The sequence below is a fragment of the Burkholderia sp. COPS genome (assembly GCF_019425585.1).
Classification (GTDB): Bacteria; Pseudomonadota; Gammaproteobacteria; order Burkholderiales; family Burkholderiaceae; genus Burkholderia; species Burkholderia cepacia.
This window is the reverse complement of the sequence record NZ_WIXR01000052.1, coordinates 1-20,833: the sequence shown is the minus strand read 5'-3', so window position 1 is coordinate 20,833 and position 20,833 is coordinate 1. Positions and strand designations below refer to the sequence as shown.

The following is a 20,833-nucleotide window of genomic DNA, read 5'->3' as shown; positions in this document are numbered from 1 at the left end:
ACAATTTGCTGCTTCGGGTAAACGTTGAAGTGTGCGGACACCGTGCCCGGGCCATGTGTCGGCGATGTTTCATCCGAGGAATCGGCGGCTGGCCGGCCGGCACGGACGCACCGGTCGCGGCACGCGCGTGGCCGCCCCGGAGGGCGGCGTGCGACGGGCCGCCGCGCGTGGCGGAGCCCCGGTGCGCCGACTAAACTGGAAAGCATCGGCAACGGACGGGAGAGCCGCCATGATTGACGTATTCCAGACCATCGGCAGCCGCGCGTTCTCCGCTCATCTGGCGAAGGACGGGATGGTGACTCTGATGGAGCAACGCCATGAGGTCGATCGCGTGACGCTCGCGACCGCGTATGCCGCGCTCGTCGAGGAAACCGAGCAGGAAGACGACCTGCTCGACGCGACGGTCGAAGGCATGATGCGCGCGCTGATCCAGGGGTACGCGCGCAGCCATTGACGGCGCGGCCGGTTTCCTCCGGCGCCCGCCGAAGCGGACCACGGGCCCGCGCGGGCGCTACGCGGCCGGCGTCCCGGCGCCCATGTCGAACCACCGGCCCGCGCGCAGTTGCCGGTAGTCGGCCTGCGTGAAGATCCTCAGCAGGTTCGCGACCGCGCCGTTGCTGGCGCGGTCGAGTGTCGTCATGAAGGCTTCGACTTCGTCGCGGCCGGCAAACAGGATCGTACGGAAGTAGCGTTCGCGTTCCGCGTCGGACAGGTTCGTCGCGCTCAGCTGGCAGGGATGATGAAGCGCCGCGAACAGGAAGTAGTAGCGCTCGGCGTCGTCGCGCAGCACGCGCACCGCGTCGGGTTCGACCGGGAAATCGCGGTGGAACGACGCGTGTCCGCTCTCGATGTAGATTCGATACAGCAACCGGCCGTCATGCTCGGTCACGATCGGCGCCCCCGGGTCGCGGCTGACGAGTACGGTGTCGGGCACGGCCATCCTGAGTTCTCCCCGTCTTTTTCTTCGAAGCCGCCACGGTAACATGCCGGCTTCCGCGGCCTGCCGTGCCGAAACCGCACGACCGTGCACGCACGCGCGGGCTGGCCCGATTCCGCCGCCCGCCGCACAGCCATAGAGGAAACGCACTGAATCGGCGCAATGCGCAAATTTTTCGATTGCCGCCGCCCGCGCCGCATGACAGCATTCGGGGCGTCGCCAACCGAAAAGAATGCCGTGCCGTCCGGCCGCCGATGCCGCCCGGCGGCGCCGAACAGGCCCCCTCCTTCCATGAACCCGGCCCACCTCCAGTATCACGAACCGACCGGAGAATTCCGCTTGTGAACATCGGCATCGTCAACGACCTCCCGCTTGCCGTCGAGGCGATGCGCCGCGCGATCGCGCGACGGCCCGAGCACCGCGTGCTGTGGGTCGCGACCGACGGCGCGCAAGCCGTCGAACTATGCGCCACGCAGCCGCCCGACGTCGTGCTGATGGACCTGATCATGCCGAAATTCGACGGGATCGAAGCGACGCGGCGGATCATGCGATCCGAACGACCGTGCGCGATCCTGATCGTGACGAGCTGCATCGGCGCGAATGCGTGGCGCGTGTTCGAGGCGATGGGCGCCGGCGCGCTCGACGCGGTCGATACGCCGCGGCTCGGCGACGGTTCGGCCGGCGACACGACCCGGCTGCTGCTCGCGAAGATCGACCAGATCGGCCGCCTGCTCGACGCGCCCGGTGGCTCGCGCCTCGCCGGCACGCCCCCGCGCACCGGTGGCGGACCGCTGATCGCGATCGGCGCATCGGCCGGCGGCCCCGGCGCGCTCGCGTCGGTCCTCGGCGGCCTGCCGGCCGATTTCAACGCACCGATCGTGATCGTGCAGCACGTCGACCGCGCGTTCGCCGAAGGCATGGCGCAATGGCTCGACGGCCAGACGTCGCTCGCCGTGCGCGTCGCGCGCGAAGGCGACCGCCCGCAGCCGGGCGTCGCGCTGCTCGCCGCGACCGACGACCACCTGCGCATCACGCGCGCCGGCACGCTCGAATACACGCGCGAGCCGGCCGCCACGCCGTATCGCCCGTCGGTCGACGTGTTCTTCAACAGCCTGACCGAGCACTGGCCCGGCCGCGTGATCGGCGTGCTGCTCACGGGGATGGGCCGCGACGGCGCGATCGGCCTGAAGGCGCTGCGGATGAAGGGCTACCATACGATCGCGCAGGACGAGGCGACGAGCGCCGTCTACGGCATGCCGAAGGCGGCCGCGACGCTCGGCGCGGCGCGCGCGATCCTGCCGCTCGGACGCATCGCGGGCGAGCTGGCGGCGCTCGCGCGGATCTGAGCCCGATGAACCCGCGCAACACCCATGCCTGCTTTCGCAACAACCCGCATCGACCATGACCATTGACCCGACTCGCCCGCCAGGCGGCCCCTACGTGCCGCCCGCCGACGTGCCGGCGATGGTGCTGCTGGTCGACGACCAGACGATCGTCGCGGAGGCCGTGCGGCGCGCGCTCGTCGACGAGGAAGGCATCGATTTCCACTATTGCCCGCGTTCGGACGACGCGATGGCCACCGCGATCGAGACGCGGCCGACCGTGATCCTGCAGGACCTCGTGATGCCCGGCACCGACGGGCTGAGCCTCGTGAAGGCGTACCGGACGAATCCGGCGACGCGCGACGTGCCGATCATCGTGCTGTCGACGCAGGAAGAGCCCGTGATCAAGAGCGCCGCCTTCGCGGCCGGCGCGAACGACTACCTCGTGAAGCTGCCCGACCGCATCGAGCTCGTCGCGCGCGTGCGCTACCACTCGCGCTCGTACATGAACCTGCTGCAGCGCGACGAGGCCTATCGCGCGCTGCGGCAATCGCAGCAGCAGTTGCTCGAAGCCAATCTCGAGCTGCGGCGCCTCACGCATTCGGACGGCCTCACCGGGCTGTCGAACCGGCGCTATCTCGACGAATACCTCGCCGCCGAATGGCGGCGCGGCACGCGCGAACGCAGCGAGCTGTCGCTGCTGATGATCGACGTCGACAATTTCAAGCTGTACAACGACACGTACGGCCACGTGTCGGGCGACAGCGTGCTCAAGCAGATCGCGTCGACCATCGAGCGCTGTCTCGGCCAGTCGGGGGATCTCGCCGCGCGTTTCGGCGGCGAGGAATTCGCGGTCGTGATGCCGGCCACGTCGCCGGGTGCCGCGCGGCTGCTCGGCGAGAAGATCCGCCTCGCGATCGAGGCGCTGCGGCTACGGCATGCGCATTCGTCGACGGGCAACACCGTGACGATCAGCATCGGCGGCGCGACCATCGTGCCGACGCCCGGCCTGCCGACGACCGTGCTGATCGAAGCGGCCGACCGCGCGCTCTATCGCGCGAAGCACGAGGGCAAGAACCGCGTCGAGATCGACGCGACGCCGACCCGGCCCGTCCCCGGCGGCTTCGGTGCGCCGCGCGCAGACTGAACGCTGAACACTGAACGCCGGCTCGGCGCCTCGCTCATGCGGCGCCGAACCGGCGCGCGTAGTCGCTCGGGTCGAGCGGGCGGCTGAACAGATAGCCCTGCTGCATGTCGCAGCCGATCTGCTGCAGGAACCGCGACTGCGCCTGCGTCTCGACCCCTTCGGCCGTGACCTTCATCCCGAGCGAATGCGCCATCGCGACGACGGCCTGCGTGATCGCCACCGAATCGTGATGATCGGGCACGCCCGACACGAACGAGCGGTCGACCTTCAGGTTGTGCAGCGGAAAGCGCTTCAGGTACGCGAGCGACGAATAGCCGGTGCCGAAATCGTCGACCGAGATGCGCACGTTCATGTCCGTGAGCGCCTCGAGCATCGGCAGCACGGTGTCCGTGTCGTTCATCAGCAGTCCTTCTGTAATCTCGAGCTCGAGCGCGGACGGATCGAGCCGCGTCTGCGCGAGGCAGCGATCGACCGACTCGACGAGGCCTTCGTGGAACTGCCGCGGCGACAGGTTGACGGCCAGCACCAGGTCGGGCGCGATCGTGCGGCGCCATTCGGCCGCCTGCCGGCACGCGGTTTCGAGCACCCACTGGCCGATCGCGACGATCTGCCCCGTATCTTCCGCGACCGGAATGAACTCCGCCGGCGACATCGGCCCGAGCTCGGGGCTCGTCCAGCGCAGCAGCGCCTCGGCGCCGACGGTGCGGCCGCTGCGCGCGTCGACGACGGGCTGATACGCGAGCCGCAGCATGTCCGACGCGAGCGCGCGCCGCAGCGACTGCTCGATCGCGAAGCGGCGCTGCAGCCGCAGGTTGAGCTGCGCGGTGAAGAACGTGAAGTGGTTGCGGCCGCGCTGCTTCGCGTCGTACATCGCGGAATCGGCATTGCGCATCAACGTGACGGCATCGTCGCCGTCGCGCGGCGCGACGCTGATCCCGATCGACACGCCGAGCCAGTATTCGTTGTTCGCGATCGCGAACGGCTTCGCGATCGCGTCGATCACCTCGCGCGCGAGCACTGCGAGCCGGTCGGGATCGTCGCAGTCGTCGACGAGGATCACGAACTCGTCGCCGCCGACGCGCGTGAGCGCATGCTGCCCGCCTCCGCATGCCGCGAGCCGCGCCGCGACGCTGCGCAGCAGCGCGTCGCCCGCGTCGTGGCCGGCCGTGTCGTTGACCTTCTTGAAGCCGACGAGATCGATGAACAGGATCGCGACGCGCGCGGGCCCGCCCCCCGCATCGTGGCCGCCGAACAGCTCGCGCATGCGGTCGCCGAGCCAGCGGCGGTTGTAGAGGCCCGTCAGCGCATCGCGCGTCGCCAGGTAGCGCAGCTGCTCCTGCGCTTCGCGCACGGGGCCGATGTCGTTGAATGAGACGAGCACCGAGTCGGCCTGCGTTTCGCCGGGCTTCACGATCGGCACCGCGTTGCCGCGCACCCAGATGGTGTCGCCGTCCGCCAGGCCGAAACCGACCGTGTAGTCGAGCATCGGCGTGGCCGTTTCGAGCGCGCGCCGGCTCGGCCACTCGTCGGGCGCGATCGGCGTGCCGTCCTCGCGCAGCTTGCGCAGGATCACCGTCGACAGCCTGCGGCCGACGAGGTCGCCCTTCACGCGCATCATCCGGTTCGCACTCGGGTTGCTCGCGACCACCACGCCATCGCGCGACACGACGAGGATCCCTTCGTTCAGGCTGTTCACCACGAGCCGGTGATGTTCCTCGCTGCGCGCGAGCTGTCGCGCGATCCGGTCCTGGTGCACCGCGAGGCCGACGCTGTTGCCGATGTCGCGCAGCAGTTCGGTTTCCTCATCGCCCGGCCGGCGCGGCATGCGGTGATAGACGGCGAACGCGCCCAGCACGGCGCCCGCGTCGTCGAGGAACGGCACCGACCAGCACGCGCGCAGGCCCAGCGGCAGCGCAACCGCACGATAGTCGGCCCACAGGGGATCGGTTTCGATATCCTCGACGACGACCATCCGGCGCAGGTACATCGCCGTGCCGCACGAGCCGGCCACCGGCCCGATCGTCGCGCCTTCGATCGCCGCGCTGTACTGTCGGGGCAGCGACGGCGCGGCGCCGACGTGCACGTGCACGCCGTCGATATCGAGCAGCAGGATCGTGCACGACGCACCGTCGCCGAGCAAAGCCTCGGCGCGCCGGCAGACTTCGACGAGCAGCTCCGGCAGCGGCGTGTTGCGCGTGATCAGCCTCAGCACGCTTTGCTCGGACGCGAGCACTTCCGCCGCGAGCCCGAGACTGTAACGAGAACTTTGCGGTTCGGTATTCAAGATGAATCCTGCCGTCTGTCCGATCGGGTCTGATGCGCCCGATTCGTTTTCGATCCTTCGTGCCGTTTTTCGCTCCGGGTATACGCCGATGCCCGGTGCGCCCCGTATTGCACGCGGTGCCAACGCGCGCCGAAATACATTTAACACCAATCCGTGGCAACCCGGGCGTCCATGCGCATCAGGGGTTACACGCGGTCGATGCGGCATGTGCGGCCGGCAGTCGGTCCGCCGGAAGACCTGCGCGCGGCGCGACCGCTCCGGGCAAGGCCGTGCGCCGTGCGGGCCGCGTTCGAAAGCGATTCGTCAGCTTGCGGCGGCGCCCCGGCTCCGTTCGCGTTCGATCGTCCGCGCCGGGATCCGTGCGCGTGATCGCCTTCGATACGTTGGTCGCGGCCGTGACCGCCACGCTCCGGGTGCCGCGCTCGGCCGTCGGCGCGCGCCGCTGCCCAGCTTCTCCGTTCCGGCGCGGCCGGACTGCATCGGGCCCGGCAGGCCGCGTTTTCGCATCCGTGATTCAATGTCGATGGCTCCGGCGCCGCGCATCGCGCGCGGCACGGCGATGTGTACCCTCATCGATTGACCTTCACAGGATCACCATGACGAACCCTGCCGAAATCAAGGCGCTCGTTTTCGATGTCTTCGGAACGATCGTCGACTGGAGAAGCGGCGTCGCACGCGGCGCCGCCGCGTTCCTCGATCGCCATGCACCCGCACTCGACCCGCTCGAATTCGCCGATGCGTGGCGGGCCGAATATTCGCCGTCGATGGAAGAAATCCGCAGCGGGCGCCGCCGCTACGTGCGGCTCGACGTCCTGCACCGCGAGAACCTCGTGCGCACGCTCGACCGCTACGGAATCGTCGACGTGCCCGACGCCGACATCGACGCACTCAACCTCGCGTGGCACAGCCTCGACCCGTGGCCCGATGCCGTCGCGGCGCTGCAGCGGCTGAAGCGACGCTTCATCATCGCGCCGCTGTCGAACGGCAACATCCGGCTGATGGTCGACGTCGCGAAACGCGCGGGGCTGCCGTGGGATGCGATCCTCGGCGCGGAAGTCGTGCGCGCGTACAAGCCGTCGCCGCAGGTGTACAGCGATACCGTCGAGATTCTCGGCATCGAGCCGGCTGAGCTGTGCCTGGTCGCCGCGCACAACGGCGATCTCGCGGCCGCACGCCGGCAGGGGCTGTCGACCGCGTTCGTGCTGCGGCCGACCGAACACGGGCCCGGCCAGACGACCGACCTGAAAGCGGACGAGGCGTGGGATTTCGACGTCAGGGATCTGAACGAATTGGCGGATCGGCTGGGCTGCCCGGGCTGACAGCAATGCGGCCGAACCGCGCGACGCAGGCGAATGGTGATTACGACATTAATATACCTACCACTGCACGTTCGGCTCCTCGGCCGCCTTCACTAGAAAGTGTCTCCAGTTACCACGCCTGGCTCTTGCTAAGCGAAATTCGCTCCAAATCCACTAGCGAATTTAATCGCTCCAATTCCACAGTAAGAAATCCGTGATCTTTTGTAGCAGTATACTCAATGAAATTAATCTTCAACGACTCCGCCAAAACATCCTTCACTTGTTGGCAATAGTTTTTCTCCGCAGTCACAAAATAATGACTTTGCCCGTATGGATGACGATAACGATAATTCTCGAGAAGCGATCGAATATCCGGATCGTTAATTCCACACCCAACAAATATGAACGTATGCGTCCGAAGAAGAGCATCCATCAACTCATAAAATTGACTATGCTGGTTACGAGCCCTTGCGTAGTCCGTGCGAGTAAAAATGAGATTATTTGGTGATGAAATTGAACCGTGACTCTTAATCAACACGCGCTCGTGTCGCCTCAACGAGTCGGCTATATCATTTTCATTATATACCTTAACAGTTATCGCCCCAGCCCCTCGCTCCGCAGCAGCCGTTTCATAGATGCTATCGAAATTTGGAGTAATAGAAATACGAAGATCAAGATTATAAAGGAATTTATGAATCGGTGCCGCCTTAAAATCCGGCGTATGAAAATGCAATTTCACCAAATTCGCAAACTTCTCAACCTTCACTTCGTTCCTAATCACCTCTGCCGCAGTCAAATAGTCAGAATCTAAAATTAACTTCTTCACCTCCTTAACTATCTTTTTATTTGGCGCCCCCAACTCCTTCGTTGCCTTCACAAGGAAATCACTCCAACTCGGAGGGCGCACGCCGCCCTTGCCGGTTGAATTCATGGAGACTCCGGCTCCAAAAAAAAGAACGCACCGACGGCACGCAATGGCGTGTACGAGTTCTGGTGGCCAAATAGATTTCATTTAATAGATCCAATGTTGGCCGCCAAGTTACCAGCGATTTCCGATATTACAGCCTCAAACTGCTTCACTTTATCGAAATGCGCACCAACAACACCGTCAGCGGACTTCAGCGAAAAAATGGGTTTAGTCGAAGTTTGTGCCATTGGGACCAAACTACTAAAATATGGTATCTCGCCGAGCTTATAATTCAGCTTCTTACCCCCATTTATCTTATCGATCAGACTCTTTTTTATTTCAGGATCAATTCTTTTGATAATTTTTTCATAAGCATCCACCGGCTGCTTTTTTCCAGCAACCGTTTTTGCGGTATATTGTTGAGTCACATACCCCAAAAATTTTATAGCCGTTACATTTGGTGCCCCGGCGTCATCAAACTCAAAATCGACACCATTATCTTCTTTGTAACTCGCCAACCCGCGATCAAGCCCCTTACTCCAACTGGTAATAGCAACTTCGATGTTTTGCAAGCCACGAAGACTAAAAATATCCGAAGACATTGGCAAGATAAAGTAGTCGCACGAAAGCAAAACCGTCCGGTTTATCGCCCCAAGCGATGGCCCAATATCAAAAAAAACATAGTCATATTTTTTCGACTCAGCCCATACCAGCAAAGCACGAAAGAGAAAAGTCGTCTTGAGACCGCGTTCCTGACCACTTGTTGCATCCACCCAGTCTTTCGCCAGAAAGTCCTCCGCCAATGAAAATCGCGGATCCCCCGGCACAACATCAACACCAAAACTGTCACTCCTTTTTATAGGAATATCCGAATATCCTCTCGATTTTTTCAGCGACGTAACGAGTTGATTTATAGTCTCCCCATCCTTCGACGACGAATACAAATCATCCAATGCCTTTTCTTTAAACATATAAGCAGTAGCATTGCATTGCGGATCTGCATCAACCACCAAAACTTTCTTTTTTAATTTAATGGAGAAATAAGCCGCAAGATTACACAGCAAGGTTGTCTTTCCGACGCCACCTTTATTGTTAAAAACACAAAACGCCTTCATTAGCACTGCCCCCCTGAAATTGACTCATCCACACAGTGTATCTCACGAAAGATGAAAAACGTGAATTTTTGCTATTTCAAACATCCAGAATCGAAGGCCGCGCCTATCCCGCCAGAGCCACATCTTATAGACGCGAATAAAATACCCGCCCTGTATCGTCAACGACAATGTCAGACCCACCTCGAGCGATTTTTCGCATCTTGCCGAATAAATCAATCCGTTGCGCGCGGCTGATGTGCGTACATTGTTGGCCCCGGCGTCAGTGCGGCAGCCGTAGCCGCAGGTGTTAGCTCTATCCAATTCGCCTTGCGTAGGCGGACGATGCTAGCCCGCTCTCTTCGATAAAACGCAGCGCCCCCGACTCCCCCGACAGCAGCGCGCGATTCGCGTCCGCCGCCGCGCGCAGGTAATCCCACAGCGCGGTCACGCGCCGCAGCTTGCGCAGATCCTCGCGGCACGTCAGCCAGAAGCACCGCGTGACGACCACGTCGTCCGGCAGCACGGGCACCAGCGCCGGCTGCGTGGCCGCCATGAAGCACGGCAGGATCGCGAGGCCGCCGCCCTGCAGCGCCGCGAAATACTGCGCGATCACGCTCGTCGTGCGCAGCCCGGCCGTCGCGCCCGGCACCGCCCGGTCCAGGTACAGCAGTTCGTTGCTGAACGCGAGATCGTCGACGTAGCTGATGAACGCGTGCTCCGCGAGATCGTCGGTACAGGTGATCGGTGGATGGTTCGCGAGATAGTCGCGCGTCGCGTAGAGCCGCAACTGGTAATCGCACAGCTTCGTGACCACGTAAGGCCCGCGCTCGGGCCGCTCGAGCGTGATCGCGAGGTCCGCCTCGCGCTTGGGCAGGTTGACGAAATGCGGCACCGGCAGCAGGTCGACCGTCACGTACGGATGCTCGGCGCGAAACTGCGCGAGCTGCGGCGCGAGGAAAAAGCACCCGAACCCCTCGGTCGACCCGATCCGCACGTGGCCCGACAGTGCCTCGCCGGTGTTCGCGACCTGGTCGCACGCGGACTGCACGGTTGTCTCCATCGCATCCGCATACGCGACGAGCCGCTGGCCTTCGGCCGTCAGCGTGAAGCCGCCGGAGCGCGACTTGTCGAACAGCAGCGTGCCCATCGCCGCCTCGAGCGCACGGATGCGCCGCGCGACGGTCGTGTAGTCGACGCCCAGCCGCTTCGCGGCGCCGCTCGCCCGCTGCGTGCGCGCGACTTCGAGGAAAAAGCGCAGGTCGTCCCAGTTCAGGTTGCCGGAAACCGGCTCGGTGGCATGTCGCATCGGCGAGGGAAAAAGGGGCTGGCGTCTCCGGGCCGGCCGTCGATATGCATAAATGCACATCCAACCGGTTTCTTTATCGGTACATGATGAATCTGCGCATAACTATACTCGACCGTGACCTGCGGACCACGAGCCGCGGCACCACCACGGAGACACCATGCAGACCCGATCCACCCTCGATGAGCATGCGACAGTCGCGGCACCTGCGCCCGAGCGCACCGCGAAGCATCACCTGCTGGCCGGCTGGGCCAGCATGGCCGGCACCACGATCGAGTGGTACGACTTCTTCCTCTACGGCACGGCGGCCGCGCTCGTGTTCAACCGCATCTTCTTCCCGTCGCTGGACCCCGTCGTCGGCACGCTCGCCGCGTTCGGCACGTTCGCGGTCGGCTTCATCGGGCGGCCGATGGGCGGCATCGTGTTCGGCCACTTCGGCGACCGCATCGGCCGCAAGTCGATGCTGATGATCACGCTGCTGCTGATGGGCGTGCCGAGCATGATCATCGGGCTGATCCCGTCGTACGACAGCATCGGCTACTGGGCCGCCGCGCTGCTGATCGGGATGCGGTTCCTGCAGGGGATGGCGGTGGGCGGCGAATGGGGCGGCGCGGTGCTGATGGCCGTCGAACACGCGCCGAAGGGCCGCAAGGGGCTGTTCGGCAGCCTGCCGCAGACGGGCGTCGGGCTCGGCCTGATCCTGTCGTCGGTCGCGATGGCCGCGGTGGCCGCGCTGCCGGAAGCCGACATGCTGTCGTGGGGCTGGCGCGTGCCGTTCCTCGCGAGCATCGCGCTCGTCGGCCTCGGCTGGTTCATCCGCGCGAAGGTGCCCGAGTCGCCCGACTTCGAGAAGATGCAGCGCCAGGGCAAGGCCGAGAAATCGCCGGTGACGGCCGCGCTGCGCCGCCATCCGCGCGAGGTGCTGACGATCGTCGGCGCACGCGCCGCCGAGAACACCTGGTTCTACATGGTCGTCACGTTCGCGCTCGCCTACGCGACGCAGCAGCTGCATCTGCCGAAGGCCGAGATGCTGCACGCGATCACGGCCGGCGCCGCGCTGTCGCTCGTCACGATGCCGCTGTGCGGCCATCTCAGCGACCGCATCGGCCAGCGCCGGATGTTCGCGATCGGCCTCGTGCTGATGTGCGCGTTCGCCGCGCCGTTCTTCCTGATGCTCGGCACGCAGCAGACGTCGACCGCGTGGTGGGCGATCGTGCTCGGCCTCGGCGTCGTGTTCCCGATTCTCTATGCGCCGGAATCGCTGCTGTTCGCGCAGCAGTTCCCGGCGGAGATCCGCTACAGCGGCATCTCGCTGTCGGTGCAGCTGGCCGGCGTGATCGGCGGCGGCTTCGCGCCGATGATCGCGACGTCGCTGCTGAAGGCCGGCGGCGGCCAGCCGCATTACGTGATCGCCTACCTCGTCGGCTTCGGCGTGTTCGCGCTCGTGTGTACCGCGTTGATGCGGCCGGCGCGCGCGTGAGCACGCCGCCGGCATCCGATCGATTCCAGTTCGTCCTGCCGTCCGCCGTGTGCGCATGCGCGGCGGCGGATACGGGCCGCCTTGTTTGTCATTACCCCGTTTCCCGGAGAGTCCCATGAACGCCGCAGTTCCCCAGACCACCCTCGCCCTGCCCACCGCCAAGCTGCTGATCGACGGCACGTTCGTCGAATCGCAAAGCGCCGAATGGGGCGACATCGTCAACCCCGCGACGCAGGAAGTGATCGGCCGCGTGCCGTATGCGACGCTCGACGAGGTCGACGCCGCGATCGCGTCCGCGCAGCGCGCGTTCCAGACGTGGAAGACGACGCCGATCGGCGCACGCCTGCGCATCATGCTGAAGTTCCAGGATCTCGTGCGCCGCAATCTCGAACGGATCGCGGACACGCTGACGGCCGAGCAAGGCAAGACGCTGCCCGATGCGCAGGGCGACATCTTCCGCGGCCTCGAAGTCGTCGAGCACGCGTGCTCGATCGGCACGCTGCAGCAAGGCGAATTCGCGGAGAACGTGGCCGGCGGCGTCGATACCTACACGCTGCGCCAGCCGATCGGCGTGTGCGCGGGCATCACGCCGTTCAACTTCCCCGGGATGATCCCGCTGTGGATGTTCCCGATGGCGATCGTCTGCGGCAACACGTTCGTGCTGAAGCCGTCGGAGCAGGACCCGCTGTCGACGATGCAACTCGTCGAGCTCGCGATCGAGGCCGGCGTGCCGCAAGGCGTGCTGAACGTCGTGCACGGCGGCAAGACGGTGGTCGACCGCCTCTGCACGCACCCGGACATCAAGGCGATCTCGTTCGTCGGCTCGACGCGCGTCGGCACGCACGTGTACAACCTCGGCAGCCAGCACGGCAAGCGCGTGCAGTCGATGATGGGCGCGAAGAACCACGCGGTCGTATTGCCCGACGCGCACCGCGAGCAGACGATCAATGCGCTCGTCGGCGCGGGCTTCGGCGCGGCCGGCCAGCGCTGCATGGCGACGTCGGTCGTCGTGCTGGTCGGCTCGGCGCGCGACTGGCTGCCCGAGCTCGTCGAGAAAGCGAAGGCGCTGAAGGTCAACGCGGGCCACGAACCGGGTACCGATGTCGGGCCGGTCGTGTCGAAGGCCGCGCATGCGCGCATCACCGCGCTGATCGACGAGGGCGTGAAGGCCGGCGCGAAGCTCGAACTCGATGGCCGCAACGTGAAGGTGCCCGGCTACGAGCAGGGCAACTTCGTCGGCCCGACGATCTTCTCGGGTGTGACGACCGACATGTCGATCTATACGGAAGAAATCTTCGGGCCGGTGGTGGTCGTGCTCGAAGCCGACACGCTCGACGACGCGATCGCGCTCGTCAACCGCAACCCGATGGGCAACGGCGTGGGGCTGTTCACGCAGAGCGGCGCGGCGGCACGCAAGTTCCAGAGCGAGATCGACATCGGCCAGGTCGGCATCAACATCCCGATTCCGGTGCCGGTGCCCTACTTCAGCTTCACGGGTTCGCGCGGCTCGAAGCTCGGCGACCTCGGCCCGTACGGCAAGCAGGTCGTGCAGTTCTACACGCAAACGAAGACGGTCACCGCGCGCTGGTTCGACGACGACGCGACGGTCGGCGGCGTGAACACGACGATCGCGCTGCGTTGAGTGAGGGCCTGCACATGGACATTGCATTCATCGGACTCGGCAACATGGGCGGCCCCATGGCCGCCAACCTGCTGAAAGCCGGCCACGCGCTGACGGTGTTCGACCTCGACGCGCACGCGGTCGACGTCGCGGTGCGCGCCGGCGCAAGCGCCGCCGGCTCGCCGCGCGAAGCGGCCGCGCGCGGCGCGGTCGTGATCACGATGCTGCCGGCCGCGCAACACGTGCGCGCGGTCTATCTCGGCGACGACGGCGTACTGGCCGGCGCGCACGACGGCGCAACGCTGATCGACTGCAGCACGATCGATCCCGGCACCGTGCGCGCAGTGGCCGACGCCGCCGCGCAGCGCGGCTTCCCGCTCGCCGACGCCCCCGTGTCGGGCGGCGCCGGCGGCGCGCAGGCCGGCACGCTGACCTTCATGGTCGGCGCGGACGCCGCGCTGTTCGAGCGCATCCGCCCCGTGCTGCTCGACATGGGCAAGAACGTCGTGCATTGCGGCGGCACGGGCACCGGGCAGATCGCGAAGATCTGCAACAACCTGCTGCTCGGAATCTCGATGATGGGCGTCTCGGAAGCGATGGCGCTCGGCGCCGCGCTCGGCATCGATCCGTCCGTGCTGGCCGGCATCATCAATACGTCGACCGGCCGCTGCTGGAGCTCGGACACGTACAACCCGTATCCGGGCGTGAGCGACACCGCGCCGGCCGCGCGCGGCTACGCGGGCGGATTCGCGGCGAACCTGATGCTGAAGGATCTCGGGCTCGCGACCGAAGCGGCACGGAGCGCGCACCAGCCGGTGTGGATGGGCGCACTCGCGCAGCAGCTCTATCAGTCGATGAGCCAGCAGGGGCTCGGCACGCTCGACTTCTCCGCGTGCGTCAAGCTGTACGAGGCGCAGCCGGCATAACCGCCGCAGCCGACGCCGGACGTGCGCCGACCCGCGATGTGCCTGGACGGCCTCGCGGGTCGGTTTGCATCGGGGAGAAGAAAGGAAAACGCAGACGGCGGCGTACGCCGCCGCCGGTCGCTCAACCGCGCGGATTCGACGCCGTCTCGAAGGTCGGATGGCACTCGAACGCGAGTTCGGAGCGCGCGCCGACACGGCTGCCGCTGGTCAGCGCCTCCTGCTTCAGGCTGGCGCGCATGCCGCGCTGCGTGCAGTAGTTGGTGGCTTCATCGACGGCCTTCGTATGGGCGTCGGCCCACGTCGTCGATACGCCGACCGTGCGCGTCGTCACGGTAAATACGTTCGGGTTCGACGTCGCGGTCACGTCGGAAGCGGTCGAACACGCGGCGAGCAAGCATGCAACAGCCGCGACGGTCAACCATCGCAGGGTTCGAAAGGAAACTGGAGTGGGCATGGGGGGCAAGCGCACGTACTTCGACGTGCATTGAGCAACATAGGCGACAGTATGCCTGCCCGATCGCCGGAGATCATGCCCCTTTCGGTGAACACATTGTTTCGAATGGTTAAACGATGACGGGTGCAGGCAAGATTTACAGCCTTCGCCGGCGTCCGGCTTCGGCCGGCAGGTAGTTTCGCCCTGCCCGCACGCCGTTGCGGGCGCGCTGGGCGGCGCAACGGCCGGGGCGAGCCCGCCGACCGGGTCGGCACCGACGCGTCCCCGCGCCCGGCCCCTGCGACGCCGCCCTTTTTACAACCCGCGCGCGCGCACTCAATCACACCTGACCGGCCCGGCCCCGTGCCCGGCCGTCCGGCGCTCCGTCGCCAGACAGGCACGTCGCTTGCGCCATCCACACGCCCGCCGATCCGGCGGACAGCATCCTTCCCGCAACCGGCGTTGCTCACCACGCGACCTTCGCGTGGCGATCCCGCATCGCAAACAGGTTCCCCTGAACGAGAGGACAACATGAAATCAATACGAACGATAGCGGCCCTGTGCTCCATCATTTCCGTGCTCGCGGCATGTGGCGGCGACGGCAACGACGTCGGCACCGAGCTCGGCATCTCGAAGCCGCAGGCGCGCTTCATCAACGCGGTGCCGGCCGGCCCGAACCTGGACTACTACCTGAACGCCAAGGTCGATCAGTCGGGTGTCGCGTACAAGGGCGTGACGCGCTATCACGACGTCGACTCGGGCACGCAGACCGCGAGCTACGACATCTCGGGCACGACCTCGACCATCGCGTCGCAATCGTTCAGCGCGGCGAACGGCCATCACTACACGACGATCGCGCTGCCGAGCACGACGTCGCTGATCTCCGTGATCGACGATCCTTACGACAAGGGTCTGCTGTCGGACAAGGCGCGCGTGCGCACCTTCAATGCGTCGCCGAACGCGCAGAACATCGACATGTACGTCGTCCCGCCGGGCACCGACATCACGACGCAAAGCCCGACGCTCGCGGGCGCGGCCTACCAGAACGCGGTGCCGGCCACGACGCAGGATTCGATCTACCTGAACGGCGGCAGCTACCAGGTGATCGTCACGACGGCCGGCAGCAAGACGCCGATCCTCAAGACCGCGCCGGTCACCATCAACAACAACGCCGACTGGCTGCTGCTGACGATTCCGTCGGGCGGGGTCGGCGACGTGACGCCGAACGATATCCACGTGCTGGTTGCGCAAGGCAACGACGCCGATTCGTCCGCGCAGGAACTCGGGCCGCAGTAACGGCCGAACACGGCGGCGGCGATCGTGACGGCCGGTGCGCGTGCACCGGCCGCCACGCGCCGGGTGCCGGTATCCGGCGGTACCCGCGGCAGTGTCAGCGGCGGTATCAGTCGATCCGCTCGAGGCAGATCACGTGCTCCGCGCGCGTACCGTCGCCGTGCTCGACGTCGACATCGCCGACATGCCGCACGCGCCAGCCCGGCCGCGTCGCGATCTGCGGCATGTTGCCGCCCGGCCGGCTCTCGATCCCGCCGAGCCCCTCGTCGGGCGTATCGACCGCGTCGTCGAGCGACGCGTTCGAGTAGATCACGTTGTCCTGCAGTTCCGACGCGCCGGTGCGCGCCTCCATGCCCTTGCCGTCGACGTCGACCGTGTTGTCGGTCATCGCCATGTTCGCGTTGTCGAGCGTGACGATCCGGCCGGCCGCGCGACGCACGGGATCGCCGCTGTCGACCGCATGCGCGCCGACGTCGATCGGCGGCAAGCCGGTCGGCGTTTTCGCCGCGACCGCCTCCGGCGTCAGCGGCCGCTTCCCCGCCTCGGCGACCTCGGCGGCCTGGGTCGCCGCGTCGGGCATGTCGCCGGCTGCCGGGGTCTTCACCGGACTCTTCGCGATCTGTTCCCGCTGCTGTTGCGGGGTTGGATTCGATTCCGCGTTCTGCATCGCACCTCCTGTTCCGGACGGCGTGCGCCGGCGTGATGCCGGCGCCGGTCCGGGAATCGCTACAACGGTCCTTGCAAATCTTTCACGCGCAGGTACGGCACGCACGCGCGGCCTGCGATGCCCGTGCGGCACGGCAGCGCACGGGTGACGAACCGGCGCAAGCCGAGTACGCCCCGTGCGCCGCCCGGCCGATGCCGGTCAGCCGCCGCTTGCGCCCGCCGGCGCGGAAGCCGCGCCCGGCATGCTTGCCGCGCCGCCCGTGGTGCCGCTGTCGGCCGCACCGCTGCCCGGCGTGCCCGACGGCGCGCTGGACGGCGCCGGCGACATGCCGCCGGTGGCGCTGGTGTCCGAACTCGCACCGGTACCGGTGTCGCTCTTTTTCTGGCAACCCGCACCCGCCGCCAGGCCGGCGATCAGGATGCCGGCGAAGACGGCTCGCGATACGTGACGAAGGGAATATCGCTGCATGACACCTCCGCTGATGTCGGTGGATGGAACCCTACGGCGCGCAATCCCCGTGCCTCGCCATCGATCCCTCGCATTCATTTTTCAAATGACGCCCAGCCGAATATTTAATTTCCCATCACCGTGCCGGCCACCCATACTCGCGAACAAATCCGAGACATAACGTCCACGGCGGCCGGGCCGTCGCAGCGTCTACGCGCTGCCGGTTTCGCGCCCCGCACATGGAAGGAGACAACGGCGTGCAACTGGAAGCCACCCACCGCCCGGGCATCGTGCCCGGCGCGGTCGACGCATCGCATCGAACCGATTCGGCCGCGCGCGACCCCGCGCTGAGCCCGCGGCTGCACAACCCCGACCTCGCGCCCACCAAGGCCGAGGGGCGGACGTGGGGCCGCTACAGCATCTTTGCGCTGTGGACCAACGACGTGCACAACATCGCGAACTACTCGTTCGCGATCGGGCTGTTCGCGCTCGGCCTGTCGGGCTGGCAGATGCTCGCGTCGCTCGCGATCGGCGCGGTGCTCGTCTACTGCTTCATGAACCTCACCGGCTACATGGGCCAGAAGACCGGCGTGCCGTTCCCGGTGATCAGCCGGATGAGCTTCGGCATCTACGGCGCGCTGCTGCCCGCGATGATCCGCGCGGTGATCGCGATCGCATGGTTCGGCATCCAGACCTATCTCGCGTCCGTCGTGCTGCGCGTGCTGCTCACCGCGATCTGGCCGGGCCTCGCCGCGTTCGACCAGGATGCGATCTTCGGGCTGTCGACGCTCGGCTGGGTCACGTTCGTCGCGATCTGGCTCGTGCAGATCGGCATCCTCACGTACGGGATGGAGATGGTCCGCAAGTACGAGGGGCTCGCCGGCCCGGTGATCCTCGTCACGACGCTGTCGCTCGCCGCGTGGATGTTCAGCCGCACGGGCGGCCATCTCGCGATGTCGATCGGCAAGCCGCTGACCGGCCTGAAGATGTGGACGGAGATCTTCGCGGGCGGCTCGCTGTGGCTCGCGATCTACGGCACGCTGGTGCTCAACTTCTGCGATTTCGCCCGTTCGTCGCCGAGCGCGAAGACGGTGCGGGTCGGCAACTTCTGGGGCCTGCCGGTCAACATCCTCGTGTTCGCGACGATCAGCTTCGTGCTCGCCGGCGCGCAGTTCAAGCTGAACGGCCACATCATCCACAGCCCGACGGAAATCATCGCGACGGTGCCGAACAAGCTGTTCCTCGTGCTAGGCTGCCTCGCGTTCCTGATCGTCACGGTCGCGGTGAACATCATGGCGAACTTCGTCGCGCCGGCCTTCGTGCTGACGAGCCTTGCGCCGCATCGCCTGTCGTTCCGCCGCGCGGGCCTGATCAGCGCGACGGTCGCCGTGCTGATCCTGCCGTGGAACCTGTACAACAGCCCGATCGTGATCGTCTACTTCCTGTCCGGCCTCGGCGCGCTGCTCGGCCCGCTGTACGGGATCATCACGGTCGACTACTGGCTCGTGCGCAAGCAGCGCGTGAACGTGCCCGACCTCTATACCGAAGCGCCGACGGGCGCCTACTTCTACACGCGCGGCGTGAACCGCAAGGCACTTGCGGCGCTCCTGCCGTCCGCGCTGATCTCGATCACGCTCGCCGTCGTGCCGGCCTTCAGCGCGATGACGCCGTTCTCGTGGCTGCTCGGCGCGGCCATCGCGGGCAGCGTGTACTGGCTGCTGGCCGATCGCAAACGGCAATACGAGGAGCGCTCGGGCGAACCCATCGCGGTCGCCTGCGCGCAACACTGAACACACGCATACGGAGTCGGCAATGAGGATCCTGGTAGTCAACGTCAACACGACCGAGTCGATCACCGACGCGATCGCCGCGCAGGCGCAGGCCGCCGCGTCGCCGGGCACGGAGATCGTCGGGCTGACGCCGCGCTTCGGCGCGGAGTCGGTCGAAGGCAACTTCGAGAGCTACCTCGCGGCGATCGCCGTGATGGATCGCGTGCTGAGCTACGACGAGCCGTACGACGCGGTGATCCAGGCCGGCTACGGCGAACACGGCCGCGAAGGCCTGCAGGAAATGCTGACGGTGCCCGTCGTCGACATCACAGAAGCGGCCGCGAGCGTCGCGATGCTGCTCGGCCATCGTTACTCGGTCGTCACGACGCTCGACCGCACGGTGCCGCTGATCGAGGATCGCCTGAAGCTCGCCGGGCTCGACGCACGCTGCGCGTCGGTGCGCGCAAGCGGCCTCGCGGTGCTCGAACTCGAGGAGAACCCGGCGCGCGCGATCGAGTCGATCGTCGGCCAGGCGCAGCGCGCGGTGAAGGACGATCACGCGGAAGTGATCTGCCTCGGCTGCGGCGGGATGGCCGGCCTCGACCGACAGATCGAGGAATGCACGGGCGTGCCGGTCGTCGACGGCGTATCGGCCGCGGTCGCGCTCGCCGAGTCGCTGGTGCGCCTGAAGCTGAAGACGTCGAAGGTCCGCACGTACGCACCGCCGCGCCCGAAGCGGATCGTCGGCTGGCCGGGCACCTTCGCAAAATGATGCGCCGCCGGCCGGCTGCTGCGTCGCGCTCGGGCATCGTGCCGCCGGGAGGCGTATCGGCATGCGGGACACGCTAGAACCGGACGCACTGCCCCGCCGCGCATCCGACGCCGCGGGCGCGCTCGACGTGCTCGATGCGCGGCTGATGCGCATCCTGCTCGTGCTGCTCACCGAGCGCACCGTGTCGCGCGCGGCCGTGCGGCTGAACATGTCGCAGCCGGCGACGAGCGCCGCGCTCAAGCGCCTGCGCACGCTGCTCGGCGATCCGTTGCTGGTGCGCAGCCGCTACGGGATGGTGCCGACCGAGTTCGGCGCGCGGCTGATCGAACCGCTGCGCAACGCGCTGCGCGTGATCGACTTCATCCGCATCCAGCAGCCGACGTTCGACGCGCGCACGTCGGTGCGCACCTACCGGATCGGCTGCCCCGACTACCTGAACGTGCTGTTCGTGCCGAAGCTCGTCGCGCTGTTCCGCGAACGCGCGCCGAACGCGCAGCTCGTGTTCCATCCGCTCGGCGACGGCTTCGACGACGAGCGCGCACTGGCCGACGGCGAACTCGACGTCGTGATCGACAATCGCCCGGCGCGCTCGTCGCGGTTCCGGCAGGACGACCTGTTCGACGATCGCGTCGTATGCCTGATGCGCGCGACGCATCCGCTCGCGCGGCACGGCGCGATGACGGCCGCCGATTTTGCCGACGCGCCGCAGCTGTGCCCGACGCCGTCGTGGCTCGAGGCGTCCGGTGCGATCGACCGGCAGCTCGAACGTGTGGGCCTGCAGCGGCGGATCGTCGTCACGCTGCCCCACTTCGAACTTGCCGCGCATGCGCTCGTGCGCACCGACATGCTTCTGACCACCACGTACCGGCTCGCGCGGCATTATGCGAAGCTGCTGCCGCTCGCCGCCGTCGCGCTGCCGGTGGAGCCGCCGGACATCGTGTACCGGATGACGTGGAACGAATCGGGCGCGTGCGTGGATGGCGTGCGCTGGCTGCGCGGGCTGATCGCGGAAGCGACACGGGCATGGCTCGACGCCGAGGCGATGCTGCCGGCGGTTGCCGCGGTTCCCGCGGGCGCAGTCGCGGACGCAGGGAACCGCGTGCCGGCCGCGGCCGATATGTCCGATATGTCCG

Annotated in this window: 19 protein-coding genes; 12 read left to right on the top strand and 7 right to left on the bottom strand. The window is 66.3% G+C overall.

The annotated features are described in order from the left end of the window. The first annotated feature begins 229 nt into the window (after positions 1-229). Positions 230-454, top strand: coding sequence for a hypothetical protein (locus tag FOZ70_RS32375; RefSeq protein ID WP_021157619.1), 225 nt, complete (start codon positions 230-232; stop codon positions 452-454). Between the two features lie 57 nt (positions 455-511). Here FOZ70_RS32375 and FOZ70_RS32370 read toward each other — a convergent pair whose 3' ends face one another. Beyond that, a complete protein-coding gene (locus FOZ70_RS32370; RefSeq protein WP_060058674.1) occupies positions 512-940 on the bottom strand; it encodes a hypothetical protein in 429 nt (142 codons plus the stop codon). A gap of 338 nt (positions 941-1,278) precedes the next feature. On the opposite strand from FOZ70_RS32370, the gene FOZ70_RS32365 reads away from it, so the two are divergent. Next, on the top strand, positions 1,279-2,283 hold the full coding sequence (locus tag FOZ70_RS32365) for a chemotaxis response regulator protein-glutamate methylesterase (protein ID WP_027791239.1): 1,005 nt from the start codon (positions 1,279-1,281) through the stop codon (positions 2,281-2,283). Positions 2,284-2,338: 55 nt separating this feature from the next. Then, positions 2,339-3,406: a PleD family two-component system response regulator gene (locus FOZ70_RS32360; RefSeq protein WP_258025791.1), complete on the top strand. Its 1,068-nt coding sequence runs from the start codon at positions 2,339-2,341 to the stop codon at positions 3,404-3,406. Positions 3,407-3,440: 34 nt separating this feature from the next. Here FOZ70_RS32360 and FOZ70_RS32355 read toward each other — a convergent pair whose 3' ends face one another. Further along, positions 3,441-5,690 (bottom strand): EAL domain-containing protein, encoded by a 2,250-nt coding sequence (locus FOZ70_RS32355; protein ID WP_219707567.1) that lies wholly within the window; start codon positions 5,688-5,690, stop codon positions 3,441-3,443. A gap of 596 nt (positions 5,691-6,286) precedes the next feature. Here FOZ70_RS32355 and FOZ70_RS32350 point away from each other — a divergent pair. Then, positions 6,287-7,009, top strand: a complete 723-nt coding sequence (locus tag FOZ70_RS32350; RefSeq protein WP_219707566.1) for a haloacid dehalogenase type II — start codon at positions 6,287-6,289, stop codon at positions 7,007-7,009. A gap of 109 nt (positions 7,010-7,118) precedes the next feature. On the opposite strand, the gene FOZ70_RS32345 is transcribed toward FOZ70_RS32350, so the two are convergent. The 3 genes from FOZ70_RS32345 to FOZ70_RS32335 all read right to left on the bottom strand — a co-directional run bounded on the left by FOZ70_RS32345 (position 7,119) and on the right by FOZ70_RS32335 (position 10,295). Then, positions 7,119-7,919 (bottom strand): SIR2 family protein, encoded by an 801-nt coding sequence (locus FOZ70_RS32345; protein ID WP_192389025.1) that lies wholly within the window; start codon positions 7,917-7,919, stop codon positions 7,119-7,121. Positions 7,920-7,996: 77 nt separating this feature from the next. Further along, on the bottom strand, positions 7,997-9,010 hold the full coding sequence (locus FOZ70_RS32340) for a ParA family protein (protein WP_219707565.1): 1,014 nt from the start codon (positions 9,008-9,010) through the stop codon (positions 7,997-7,999). Positions 9,011-9,302: 292 nt separating this feature from the next. Next, positions 9,303-10,295, bottom strand: coding sequence for a LysR family transcriptional regulator (locus FOZ70_RS32335; protein ID WP_219707564.1), 993 nt, complete (start codon positions 10,293-10,295; stop codon positions 9,303-9,305). A 157-nt stretch (positions 10,296-10,452) separates the two neighbouring features. Between FOZ70_RS32335 and FOZ70_RS32330 the strand changes: the two genes are divergently transcribed. The 3 genes from FOZ70_RS32330 to mmsB all read left to right on the top strand — a co-directional run bounded on the left by FOZ70_RS32330 (position 10,453) and on the right by mmsB (position 14,319). Further along, on the top strand, positions 10,453-11,772 hold the full coding sequence (locus FOZ70_RS32330) for an MFS transporter (RefSeq protein WP_021163346.1): 1,320 nt from the start codon (positions 10,453-10,455) through the stop codon (positions 11,770-11,772). Positions 11,773-11,887: 115 nt separating this feature from the next. Then, positions 11,888-13,414: a CoA-acylating methylmalonate-semialdehyde dehydrogenase gene (locus FOZ70_RS32325; protein WP_219707563.1), complete on the top strand. Its 1,527-nt coding sequence runs from the start codon at positions 11,888-11,890 to the stop codon at positions 13,412-13,414. A 14-nt stretch (positions 13,415-13,428) separates the two neighbouring features. Beyond that, positions 13,429-14,319, top strand: a complete 891-nt coding sequence (gene mmsB / locus FOZ70_RS32320) for a 3-hydroxyisobutyrate dehydrogenase (RefSeq protein ID WP_219707562.1) — start codon at positions 13,429-13,431, stop codon at positions 14,317-14,319. Between the two features lie 121 nt (positions 14,320-14,440). On the opposite strand, the gene FOZ70_RS32315 is transcribed toward mmsB, so the two are convergent. Next, positions 14,441-14,773 (bottom strand): hypothetical protein, encoded by a 333-nt coding sequence (locus FOZ70_RS32315; protein WP_042978286.1) that lies wholly within the window; start codon positions 14,771-14,773, stop codon positions 14,441-14,443. 510 nt (positions 14,774-15,283) lie between these two features. Between FOZ70_RS32315 and FOZ70_RS32310 the strand changes: the two genes are divergently transcribed. Beyond that, positions 15,284-16,048, top strand: a complete 765-nt coding sequence (locus FOZ70_RS32310) for a DUF4397 domain-containing protein (protein WP_048025767.1) — start codon at positions 15,284-15,286, stop codon at positions 16,046-16,048. 106 nt (positions 16,049-16,154) lie between these two features. Here the strand turns inward: FOZ70_RS32310 and FOZ70_RS32305 are convergent, their stop codons facing one another. Then, complete coding sequence (locus FOZ70_RS32305; protein ID WP_059649034.1) at positions 16,155-16,712, bottom strand: DUF3005 domain-containing protein; 558 nt, start codon at positions 16,710-16,712, stop codon at positions 16,155-16,157. A gap of 175 nt (positions 16,713-16,887) precedes the next feature. On the opposite strand from FOZ70_RS32305, the gene FOZ70_RS32300 reads away from it, so the two are divergent. The 4 genes from FOZ70_RS32300 to FOZ70_RS32285 form a co-directional block, all read left to right on the top strand. Further along, complete coding sequence (locus tag FOZ70_RS32300) at positions 16,888-17,160, top strand: hypothetical protein (RefSeq protein ID WP_258025790.1); 273 nt, start codon at positions 16,888-16,890, stop codon at positions 17,158-17,160. A 238-nt stretch (positions 17,161-17,398) separates the two neighbouring features. Then, positions 17,399-18,949, top strand: a complete 1,551-nt coding sequence (locus FOZ70_RS32295) for an NCS1 family nucleobase:cation symporter-1 (RefSeq protein WP_091924671.1) — start codon at positions 17,399-17,401, stop codon at positions 18,947-18,949. Between the two features lie 22 nt (positions 18,950-18,971). Then, positions 18,972-19,700, top strand: a complete 729-nt coding sequence (locus FOZ70_RS32290; RefSeq protein WP_060376226.1) for an aspartate/glutamate racemase family protein — start codon at positions 18,972-18,974, stop codon at positions 19,698-19,700. Between the two features lie 61 nt (positions 19,701-19,761). Further along, a partial coding sequence (locus FOZ70_RS32285; protein ID WP_219707561.1) for a LysR family transcriptional regulator occupies positions 19,762-20,833 on the top strand: 1,072 nt, incomplete at its 3' end.